General features: G+C 43.7%; 8 protein-coding genes. 5 read left to right on the top strand and 3 right to left on the bottom strand.

Annotation, left to right across the window (positions count from 1 at the left end):
• Positions 1–193: 193 nt before the first annotated feature.
• The 4 genes from BLR43_RS09475 (at position 194) to BLR43_RS09460 (ending at position 7,652) form a co-directional block, all read left to right on the top strand.
• On the top strand, positions 194–1,987 hold the full coding sequence (locus BLR43_RS09475) for an acyl-CoA dehydrogenase C-terminal domain-containing protein (RefSeq protein ID WP_093070758.1): 1,794 nt from the start codon (positions 194–196) through the stop codon (positions 1,985–1,987).
• Between the two features lie 329 nt (positions 1,988–2,316).
• On the top strand, positions 2,317–4,101 hold the full coding sequence (locus BLR43_RS09470) for an acyl-CoA dehydrogenase C-terminal domain-containing protein (RefSeq protein WP_093070756.1): 1,785 nt from the start codon (positions 2,317–2,319) through the stop codon (positions 4,099–4,101).
• Positions 4,102–4,334: 233 nt separating this feature from the next.
• Positions 4,335–6,782 (top strand): site-specific recombinase, encoded by a 2,448-nt coding sequence (locus BLR43_RS09465; protein ID WP_093070754.1) that lies wholly within the window; start codon positions 4,335–4,337, stop codon positions 6,780–6,782.
• 270 nt (positions 6,783–7,052) lie between these two features.
• Positions 7,053–7,652 carry a BLUF domain-containing protein gene (locus tag BLR43_RS09460; protein WP_167669404.1) on the top strand — a complete coding sequence of 200 codons (600 nt, stop codon included), beginning with the start codon at positions 7,053–7,055 and terminating at the stop codon, positions 7,650–7,652.
• 200 nt (positions 7,653–7,852) lie between these two features.
• Here the strand turns inward: BLR43_RS09460 and BLR43_RS09455 are convergent, their stop codons facing one another.
• The 3 genes from BLR43_RS09455 to BLR43_RS09445 form a co-directional block, all read right to left on the bottom strand.
• Complete coding sequence (locus tag BLR43_RS09455) at positions 7,853–8,689, bottom strand: symmetrical bis(5'-nucleosyl)-tetraphosphatase (RefSeq protein WP_093070752.1); 837 nt, start codon at positions 8,687–8,689, stop codon at positions 7,853–7,855.
• Between the two features lie 51 nt (positions 8,690–8,740).
• Positions 8,741–9,595 (bottom strand): 16S rRNA (adenine(1518)-N(6)/adenine(1519)-N(6))-dimethyltransferase RsmA, encoded by an 855-nt coding sequence (rsmA, locus tag BLR43_RS09450; protein WP_071001639.1) that lies wholly within the window; start codon positions 9,593–9,595, stop codon positions 8,741–8,743.
• A 621-nt stretch (positions 9,596–10,216) separates the two neighbouring features.
• Positions 10,217–11,050, bottom strand: a complete 834-nt coding sequence (locus BLR43_RS09445) for a cation efflux transmembrane domain-containing protein (protein ID WP_058023794.1) — start codon at positions 11,048–11,050, stop codon at positions 10,217–10,219.
• Positions 11,051–11,222: 172 nt separating this feature from the next.
• On the opposite strand from BLR43_RS09445, the gene BLR43_RS09440 reads away from it, so the two are divergent.
• The coding region (locus BLR43_RS09440) for an IS982 family transposase (protein WP_093070819.1) at positions 11,223–11,930 on the top strand (708 nt) is incomplete at its 3' end.

Raw genomic sequence — 11,930 nt, 5'->3', positions numbered from 1 at the left:
TTCTTTGACTCTGACAATCACCACTCTTTTCAACACTATTTTATGTAATCGATAGCATGGTTGACCTGCTTCACTGTTTATCATTTATTTAGATTTCCAGACTGGCTAGGTAAGAATAACGCACTAGAGGATAGTGCGACCATATGCTCATTGTTGGCTATGATCGGTTACATTCTAAAAAGGACAGGAAGTTATGCAATACAAAGCGCCCTTACGTGATATTCAGTTCGTGATGCATGAGCTACTCGATAGTGAAAGCCATTATAAAACATTACCAGCGTTCCAAGAAGCTGACCGCGAGCTAATGGACAGCCTATTTGAAATGGCGGCAAGCTTTGCCGAAAACGAGTTGTCACCACTGAATCAAAGCGGCGATGCAGAAGGCTGTAAGTTTGACAATGGTAAGGTCACCACGCCAAAAGGCTTTAAAGAAGCTTATAAGCAGTACTGTGAGCTTGGCTTCCCTGCTTTATCTGCTGAAGAAGAGTTTGGTGGTCAAAACATGCCGTTCTCACTATCAACGGTCATCAATGAGATGGTCGGTACGGCTAACTGGTCATTTTCTATGTATCCTGGCCTATCGCATGGCGCAATTCAAACCATCGAGCACCATGGCACTGATGAGCAAAAACAAACTTACCTAGAAAAAATGGTCACCGGCGAATGGTCAGGCACCATGTGCTTGACAGAAGCCCATGCGGGTTCTGACTTGGGTATTATCCGTACCAAAGCTGAGCCAAATGATGACGGTACTTATAGCATCACCGGTCAAAAAATCTTCATCTCAGCAGGCGAGCACGACCTCACCGACAACATCATTCATATCGTTCTAGCCCGTCTACCAGGCGCGCCTGCTGGCACCAAAGGCATCTCACTGTTTATCGTACCTAAAGTGTTGGTCAATGAAGACAACAGCCTTGGCGAAAACAACAACGTCGTCTGTGGCTCTATTGAGCACAAAATGGGTATCAAAGCGTCTGCGACTTGCGTGATGAACTTTGATGGTGCAAAAGGCTACTTGATTGGCCCAGAAAACCGCGGTTTACAGTGCATGTTTACCTTTATGAACGTCGCTCGTATCGGTACTGCTGTTCAAGGTTTGACCGCAGCAGAGTACGCGTTCCAAGGCTCATTGACTTACGCAAAAGACCGCCTAGCGATGCGCGCGCTATCAGGTGCCAAAGCGCCAGAAAAAGTCGCTGACCCAATCATCGTTCATCCAGCGGTTCGCAACATGCTGTTGACCGAAAAAGCCTTTGCCGAAGGTGGTCGTGCGCTGGTTTATTACCTCTCACACTTTGCCGATACCGTTGCCAAAGGCGAAGGCGATGACCTGAAGTTTGCTGACCAAATGCTGTCACTATTGACACCGATTGCTAAAGCATTCTTGACTGAAACGGGGCTCGAAGCTGCCAATCACGGCGTCCAAGTGTATGGTGGTCATGGCTTTATCAGTGAATGGGGCATGGAGCAAAACGTCCGTGATACCCGTATTGCTTGCCTATACGAAGGCACCACTGAGATCCAAGCTCTTGATCTTCTTGGACGTAAAGTGCTGGGCTCGCAAGGCAAACTGCTTGCAAACTTTGTCAAAATTATCCAGACGTTCTGCCAAGAGCACAAAGACAATGACGAGATGGGTCAGTTCATCCGCCCGCTTGCCAAACATGTCAAAGAATGGGGTGATCTAACATCACGTATTGGCATGCAAGCCACTGAAAACCCAGACGCTGTTGGCGCTGCTGCGGTTGACTACATGTACTTTAGTGGTTATGTAACTTTGGCTTATTTATGGGCGCGTATGGCATTGGTTGCTCAAACCGCTATTGCCGACGGCACTGGCGAAAAAGCATTCTATGATGCCAAGGTTAAAACGGCTCAGTTCTATTTCACTAAACTACTACCACGTACCACGACCTATGTACAGCGTATCAGCACAGGCGTTGAGCCATACATGAGCATGGATGTGGACCAGTTTGCTTTTTAATTAGCCCCAAATCCCTCTTATATCGTATTTTTATCGGCAACATACTTCGGTGTGTTGCCGATTTTTTCGGTATGGGTCTTACTGTGCTGATTATGATCGTTGATAGCAACCAGTCGCGTGCTTTTTATAAGTAGTTGCTCTGTCCAAAACCTACTTAATGACTGCAATAGTGGCTGCTAACTTTTGGTGCACGCACAATTCACGAAGAAATACACCCGCCTACAAGCTTATTTGTTAAACTTTGAACATGAATCGCTAAGGTTACATCAAGAGAACAGTTGATAATCTTAACAACTCCAATTTTATCTATTTAAACCAAAGGAATGTTTATGGCTGTTTATAACGCCCCTCTTAATGACATGCGTTTTATATTAAATGATGTATTTAAAGCGCCACAATTTTGGCAAAATAACGAAAACCTAGCTCATGTCGATACCGAAACCGTCGATATGATTTTAGAAGAAATGGCAAAACTGTCAAAAAACGTTTTGTTGCCTATCAACCGTAGCGGTGATGAAGAAGGTGCAACCTTTGAGGGTGACGGCGTTGTTACTACGCCAACAGGTTTTAAAGACGCGTACAAACAGTATGCTGAATCAGGCTGGGTTGGCTTAAGCGGTAACGCTGAATACGGCGGTCAAGGCTTCCCAAAGATGGTCACCATGCTGACCGAAGAGATGGTATTTACCGCCAACCAATCCTTTGCCCTCTACCCTAACCTAACCGTTGGCGCGACGCTTTGCCTCAACGCGGCGGCGTCTGAAGAGCAAAAGCAGACTTACTTAGAAAAAATGTATAACGGCGAATGGTCGGGCACCATGTGCTTGACTGAGCCACATGCAGGTACGGATTTGGGTATCATCAAAACCAAAGCCGTGCCAAACGATGATGGTAGCTACAATATCTCTGGTACCAAAATCTTTATCACTGGTGGTGAGCATGACCTCACTGACAATATCATTCATTTGGTATTGGCAAAAACCCCCAATGCGCCAGAAGGCTCAAAAGGCATTTCATTGTTTGTCGTGCCAAAATTCTTGGTCAATGAAGATGGTAGCTTGGGCGAGCGCAACACTTTGGCGGTTGGCTCTATCGAGCACAAGATGGGTATCAAAGCCTCAGCGACTTGCGTGATGAACTTTGATAACGCCAAAGGCTGGATGGTTGGCGCAGAAAACACTGGCTTATCTTCTATGTTTATCATGATGAACTATGAGCGTGTGACCATGGGTCTACAAGGCCTTGGTGGCTCTGAGCTGGCTTATCAAAACGCAGCATTATACGCCAATGACCGTGGTCAGGGTCGCAGTGACACCCAAATCCAAAGCCCAGAAAAACCTGCTGATGCCATCATCCACCATGCAGATGTACGCCGTATGCTATTGAACGCCAAAGCCAACACCGAAGCGTCACGCTGCTTTGCCATGTATGTCGCCAAAAACCTTGACGAAGAAAAATTTAGTACTGACCCAGAGGCCGCTCAAGCCGCGGCGGCGCGCGTTGCCCTACTGACGCCAGTTGCCAAAGCCTTCTTAACCGACAAAGCACTAGAAGCCACGGTTGATTGCCAGCAAGTATTTGGCGGTCATGGTTATATCCGCGAATGGGGTATGGAGCAAATCGTTCGTGATACTCGTATTGCGCAGATTTATGAAGGTACCAACGGTATTCAGGCACTTGATCTGTTAGGCCGTAAAGTGGCAAAAAATAACGGCAAATATGTCACCCATTTCTTGGGTGAGATTCGTGATTTTGTTAACAATATGCAAGCGGATCATGGTATCAAACAAGCTACTTTAGATGCAGCGAATACGATTGAAGAGCTCACCACAACGGTGCTGAACAATATTGGCGAACGCAAAAACGAAATCAACGGCTGCGCGGTTGACTATATGCATGCCTTTGGTTACCTTGCCTACTCGTATATGTTTGCCTTGATGGTCGAGGCCGCCAATGGCAAAGAGGGTGAGTTCTACACCAACAAAGCCAAGCTTGCAGATTATTTCGTTGGCCGTATCTTGCCACGTATCAATGCGTATGCACAAATGGTCAAAGCTGGTAGTGACCCGATGATGAACTTTGATCTTGACTACTTTGATGTACCAGCCAGCTAAATGCTCATCATGAAGACCCGATAAAACCATGAAAAAAGGACAGTTCAATGACTGTCCTTTTTTTTGGCAAAATAACTGCTAACAAAATAATTCACTATCGATGCGTGGTTACGATTAAAATAGCGCAAGATAAAGTGTCACTTAAGTGCCATAAAAAGCCATGATTCCTAACAATATCATGCACAGTGTTAAATAATAAAAACGATTGAAACAACCACAATAAAGGGTGCGACGTGTCAGAATTAAAACGCATATTACAACAGATTACAGCCCTAAGTGATGTGCCCGATCCTGCGGTGCTCAAACGCTTGATCGAGGAACTACGAGTCAGTGACAAAGAACCTGCTTTAGCCAACCAAAACATTCAAACCCTTATTGATATTCTCCATCAACATCCAGAATACGGCGATGGACTCTCTAGCTTTGTCCTAAAATTGATTATCCAGTATCGTCAAATCACGCTATATACCGATACAGGTATTATGTCGGATCAAGGATTCTTTAATAGCTTAAGACGATTGGTCGGACATCGGTTTTTGCCGATACTCCCTCAAGATGACTCCGTCGTTGAACTGGTTGGTTACTTGTTTGATAAGCGTACTGATGAGCGCTGGCTTGCCAATATCGAGACTCAGAAATGGGACGAACTCGTGCAGCTTCTGAGGGTGGAAGAAAAACACCTAGACTTGGTTGCTACAGCAAAGAACAGTATTTTGAATGCGATTATTATTTTGTCTTATCGCATCAGCGGTCTTGGCTTACATCCTGATTTGATGGACGCTTATCCGCAGATGCTCAACTACTCTGCTTCTTTTGTTGCTCAAAACCAAGAAGCGGTGCTCTTTGTTAATCAATATAGACAAGCGCACGAGCTTGATACCTTAACCGACATTACCCCAGAGCAAGCCGTTGATCCAGCGCCACTGCTGGTTATGATTGAGCAATGCGAAGACATTGTTGCCACCATTCGCAAACGGATCTACAAAACAGGTATTTCTATTCGTTTGACCAATATGATGCTGCGCTTAGATCAAAGCTTGCAGCGCATGCGTATCTTGACGGAGCTGGTCACAGACGACAATCAAAGAAGAGATCGCGCCGTCATTGAGTTGATCCAGACCCTGATCACCACTGCCAATCGCCGCTATAGCATTGGTCATTTGATTGATAACAACACAAAACTGCTGTCACGTAAAGTCACTGAAAATGCCAGTCGCGTGGGTGAACACTATATCAGCACCGATAAGGCTGGCTATCAAAAGATGCTCAAAAAGGCCTCTATTGGCGGTTTTGTCATTGCCTTTATGGCCACCATAAAAATACTGGCTTACCAATTGGCGCTCGCACCGATGGGTCGAGCATTTATTAACAGTATGATTTATGGCTTGGGCTTTGTGTTCATTCACGTGATTCGCGGAACGGTCGCTACCAAGCAGCCAGCCATGACCGCTGCCGCTATTGCTTCTACTATATCTGAAGGCTCTGGCAAGAAGTCTCATCAGTTAAATAAGCTATCAGAGTTGGTCGTTGATATTTTACGTACTCAGTTCATCGCTATCATGGGCAACGTTATGTTAGCGATACCCGTTGCACTTATCATCTCTTTTGCTTGGTTACAGTACACAGGCGCACCGATGATTGGTACCGAAAAAGCAGGTCATCTACTCCATGACTTGGATCCATTTCATTCATTAGCGCTTCCTCATGCGGCTATCGCTGGCGTATATTTGTTCTTAGCGGGTTTGATCGCGGGTTATTACGACAATTTAGCGGTCTATAACAAAGTAGGTGCGCGTATTCAACGTCATAAACTACTACAATATATACTGCCTGTATCATGGCTTAAGCGCTTAGGCGGCTTTATAGAAGCGAACTTGGGCGCTATCATGGGTAACTTTTTATTCGGGGTTTTCTTAGGTAGTACAGCAACCATCGGCTACATATTCGGCTTACCAATTGATATTCGCCACATTGCTTTTGCATCAGCGAACTTGGCACACGGATTGTTCAATATATCTGCTGATGACATCAGCTGGAGCCTCATTCTGATTTCTATATTGGGTGTGGCGCTTATTGGTATGGTCAACTTGATAGTCAGTTTTTCTCTGGCGTTATTTGTTGCTTTACGTTCAAAAGAAGTGCGTTTCTTTGAATGGAGTCGTCTCACAAAGCTAGTGTTTGGACATATCATTAGCCATCCTTCTGACTTTTTCTGGCCACGCGACAAGCCAATGAAATATGCACGCATCGATAGTCAAGGTCACATGATATTTGATGACACTTCAGCACAAAAAAATGGAAAAGCCATACCAAGCAATTATGTGGTACGCCGATTGTCTGATGTCAGAATATTACCCGAGTCTAAGCAAGCAGTAGCAAAAAACGCGGAAGCGAATACAGACATATACTATGACAGTCAACCACAAGGCGATCACACCCAACCTCACAACTCTCCTAAGAAGGTTGTCAATCTTGATGATGGTCTGGCAGATGAAGATCTAAATAGCACGCCTTATACCGACGATATCCAATATGACAAAGTCACCAAGACGCTCAATACCATCGATAATGAGGATACTGTTGGTCACGAGTCAAATCATGCGGATGCTGATGGCAAGTCTACTGGCGATGCCAAAACACCTTTGCCAAAACCTAAAAAGCCGCCAAAGCTGCCTGATTAAAAGGCTCGCTTGGACGGCTTTATGCTTGGTGAATTATTGAGATTAAAACTATTTGGTACAAGGCCTGAAGCACTCACACAACTTAGCTAAAGCTTTTACCCCTTAATCTTGAAAATATGGGCGTAGAAGCAAAACTCTCGCACAGCTCAACAAACTTAGGATTCAAAAATCATCTAAAATAATGAGGAGCGGGCTCAATAAGATATTGGGATAGATTACTAAACGAGGACAAGAATGAATATAGCCAGTCATAGCAAACTGGAAGAATCTATGAAGGACGTTGCATCAACCTCCCTTGTAAGACTCATCTATGTTAGTAGAGTTAATACCACCGATAGATCTGTATTTGAGCATATCCAAAGACACTCGCATGTCTACAATAAAAATAATAAAATTGCAGGTTTTCTATGCAATGATGAAAAAAGCTTCCTTCAATGCTTAGAAGGCGCAAAAGACGTTGTATTTTCTCTTATGCAAAGAATATTTAAAGATAGGAACCATAAAAAAGTAGACGTCGTTGCTGTTGAGCAGGTCAGTCAATGCCGCTTTGAAGATTGGCGTATGCACAGTCTTAACTTAAGCGCCAGCAATTGGCATAGACTGTCTGATCATGCGCAGTTAGGAGAGATCTCACCATTCAAACCAGAACACTGGCCATACTGGTTTATTGAATACTTTATTGAATGTGTGAGGAAGTTCGACTACTCTAACATCAGTCATGACACAAACTACATCACCTTTGATGACTTAGGTTACTCTGAGCTTGAAGAAAAGTTAACTCAAGATAATATCTTATTATTTATATTTCTTGGGCTACTGGTCGCGTCAACCGCCGCTGTCCTATTATTCAGGTACGACGTTATTCCTTAATGACTCAGTTAGACACCTTATTAATCATTTGAGCATAACTCAATGTTAATCATCTCAGTATATCTCAGTTGAACCATTAAAACAGGGCTGTTAATTGATCAATAGCCCACTTGAAACAGACGGCATTTGTGGACCTATTTAAAAAGATTATTTAGGCTTTTATACCAAGGTATTTGTAGTCCGGGTATTTGTAGCCTACGTTATGAACTCGGGCACTGTGCACTTGAGGCTATTACCTTGCCGTCGCTGAGACGATACGCCAACAGACAGTTGCCCCATACACACCCACCATCGAGTGCACGCGCATGTGGTAAATCAATCTCGCCTTGTAGCGCGGCCCAGTGACCAAATAGTATCTTACGCGTGCGCGGTACTTGCCACTCAAACCATGGTAAAAAATCGGTTGGCATAGGCTCATCTAGCCCAGCATTAAAATCAAACTCAAGCAAACCATCCTGCTGACACAGGCGCATACGAGTAAAGTAATTGGCAATTGCTCGCATTTTGGTAAAGCCTTCGATGCCTGAATGCCATTTATCGGCTTTTTTACTATAGAGATTTGGCAGTAGTTCATCAAGCTGCTCTAAGCTACCTTGCAGCTGCGATTCTAGCTCTTTTGCATATGTTGCTGCTGCCTCAATACTCCAATGTGGTGGAATCCCTGCATGTACCAGCACCGTATGCTCATCTGGGTACGCCAATATCGGCTGCCTGCGTAACCACTCAAGCAATTCATCACAGTCATCGGCTGCAAAAATTGGCGCTGTTTTGTCTTTGCTCTTGAGTTTTGCAGCGCCGCGCCAGACGGCAATTAAATTGATATCATGATTGCCTAATACCGTTGCTGCAGCGCCCTGCTCACACAACGCTTTGACGTCGCGTAAGGTATTTAATGAGTCCTCACCACGCGCTACCAAATCACCGGCGAACCATAACTTGTCTTGATTAGGATCAAAATCTAATGTCTTTAGTAATTGTAGATAAGCCGCGTGGCAACCTTGTAGGTCACCAATGACATATTGATGGCGAAAACTCATAATCCCTCTATGATTTTTATATAATAATTGGTCATTATTTACATTAAACGTCTATTGACGAGCCTGATTGCTTAGATTGACAAAATCTGTAACGCTCAACGTCTCAGGACGTGCCTGTGGGTCGATACCGCAAGCGGCAAAATCATCCTCACTCAGCGTCGGCAGCAAGGTTGATTTTTTGAAGATAGCGCGAAGCGTCTTGCGACGATGGTTAAAGGTCTCACGTACCACAATGGCAAAATACTCTTCATCCTCTGCTACTATCGGTTTGTCAATATGCGGCGTTAGGCGAAAAACGGCACTGGTGACTTTGGGCGGTGGATTAAAAGCGCCGCGAGGCACAGTCAGCAAATAATCTGTATCACAGTAATACTGCATAATCACAGACAGACGACCGTAAGTTTTGCTACCAACGTCGGCTGTGATGCGCTCAACCACTTCTTTTTGTAGCATAAAGTGCATGTCTTGAATGACATCAGCAAACTCAAGCAAATGAAACAAAATAGGCGTTGAGATGTTATATGGTAAGTTCCCGACGACACGTAGCTTACCGCGCTCCTCGCTGTAAAGCTCACGATAGTCCACATGCATGGCGTTATCTTTAATAATCGTAAAATTTGGATGGCTATTGGCACCAATACGAATGCGCAAGCTGTCTGCCAAATCGCGATCCAACTCTACGACTGTCATCGCATCTACTTCTGCCAATAAAGGCTCGGTCAATGCGCCCATACCAGGCCCAATCTCAATCAAATTGTCATCGCGCTCGAGACGAATGCTTTCCACGATTTCGCGAATGACGCTGGTATCATGCAAGAAGTTTTGACCAAAGCGCTTACGCGGTTGGTGCTTGGCTGTACGTAAACTGTTAGAAATGGCTTGAGCATCAAATGTAGAGTTGGACATAAGAGAGTCTTAATGGATAAAAGATAAATGAGAGATGATAGCAATGTGCTGGTGTTATAATGGCAAATTATAACACAGCTCATAATTAGGCTGTGTTTTTGAGGTAGTTTATCTATAAGTCATCTAAAATGTATCACAACCGACATGGCACTTTTTTGTTCTCGAACCATCTAGCATAAGACCCATAATGGGAATAAGGATGGTACCCTAGTGAGGACTTGAATCTTTGGCTGTGAGCTAATGGTATTAAGGTTTCAACTTGCTGAGATAGCCACAGTGTACTTCATGATGTACTTACCATAGATATTCTATCTATGATCGGTGCGCTAGTGAGGACTTGAAGAGACCATCCCAGATTCTGTGTAACTGACGTTTAGATTAAATACTTACACAAAATTTAGGAAGGTCTCCCAGATTCTTATCAAAGACTTCATCATCTATTATTCGCCAAACGGCAACTTGCTGATGGTCTTTGGTGGTGACTAGATTTAAAGTTTGTTCAATCATTGCTTGAGGTCTCATATCCTTATGATGTTTATTTGCTTCAAACCCAGTTACTTTACACTTAGCGGTTTAATTAAGCTACTTACTTGAGCTATTTGCTTCAGTTATTAGGCTTGGCTACTTACTCAACTTCAATATTCTAAAGGCGCCCTGAATAACTAAAGCAAATACGATGCTACCAATAATCAAATCAGGCGTACTAGAGTGTAACCAATTAACCAAAATCCCTGCAACAATTACCCCTAAATTGATAATCACATCGTTTGAAGTGAAAATCATACTGGCTTGCATATGGGCTTCTTCTTCTTTGCTTTTCGATTTTTGTAGTAAATAGAGGCAAATCAAGTTTGCAATTAGCGCAAGAATCGATATGACTATCATGGTAGAAAAGTCAGGTAACTGCTCATTGCCAAAGAAACGTCTTAGTACTTCTAAAAAACCAAGAATCGCTAGCGTAATTTGAAAATATCCGGCAATTCTAGCAATCCGTTTTTTCTTAATGACCGTTCCACCGACCGCAAATAAGCTAATTCCGTACACGAAGCTATCTGCTAACATATCTAAGCTGTCGGCGACCAACCCCATCGAACGAGAAATCAGTCCCGTGCTCATTTCAATAATAAAGAAAGCAAAGTTAATGACCAGCACTATCCATAGTAGCTTTCTTTGCTCAGCATCTTTTTTGTGACTAGAGTCAGCATCAATTTTAAAATTATTGTTGGGATCAGAGGGGTCAATGGTTTCGGTCGAGAGTAGGGTGTCTCCTAATTTTAGGTCATGAATAGCAGTCTCTATCCCTTCTATATTGTCATGATGAAACACAGTTAATTGACGGTTAGGAATGTCGAACTCAAGATGTTCAATATTCGAGTGGCCCTCTAATTTCATTCGGATTAGGTTTTCCTCCGAAGGGCAGTCCATCTTCGATATTTTAAAAGTTGTTTTATTCATAGTTACATTTATATCCGGGTGGTGGTTCAAAAAGTAGGCTGAAAAAAAACAGGCTGAGAAATTGATAAATAACCCCAGTTCGGGATAAGGGCTCAAAAAAAAGATAAAAAAAGAAGTCCGAAGTTGCTAAAGTGAGTTTACCAAGACAAACTTCACAACAAGGACTTCTTACATGGACAACCTAACCGAACTATACTGCCATATTGACGACTTTTATCAGCAATTCAAACCTGAGTTTGACGCTCATTTAATCGCAACGGGACACCAAAGGTTAAGAGCATGCCAGATAAGTGTAGCAGAGATGATGACCATCTTGGTACTGTTTCATCAACTGCGGTATCGACAGTTTAAGTCTTTTTACTACCACCATATGCTTGGCATGATGAAACGGGCGTTTCCAAATCTGCCGAGCTACTCGCGATTTATAGAGCTTGTGCCGCGCAGTATCATGCCACTGTGTGGCTACTTGCAAAGCATGATGGGCGACTGTACGGGTATCAGCTATATTGATTCAACCAAGATAGCAGTTTGTCATAACAAGCGTATCTACCGTCATAAAGTCTTTGAGGGTCTTGCGCCCCGAGGTAAAGGTAGTATGGGCTGGTTTTATGGCTTTAAGCTGCATGCCATTATCAATCATAAGGGCGAGCTTGTATCTGTTAAAGTCACTGCGGGTAATACGGATGACAGAGTGCCTGTTAAGGATATGGCAACGCCTGTGTTTGGCAAGGTGTTTGGTGATAGAGGCTATATCAGTAAAGCCCTAAACGAGTGGCTCACAAAACACAATGATACCACGTTGATAACCAAACTTCGGCGTAATATGAAACCCCAATTACTTGAGCCTATGGATGAGGCACTACTCAATCATCGCTCTTTG

Source organism: Psychrobacter pacificensis (assembly GCF_900101915.1).
Classification (GTDB): Bacteria; Pseudomonadota; Gammaproteobacteria; order Pseudomonadales; family Moraxellaceae; genus Psychrobacter; species Psychrobacter pacificensis.
The sequence above is the reverse complement of the archived record's forward strand: the minus strand, read 5'-3'. Positions and strand labels throughout refer to the sequence as shown.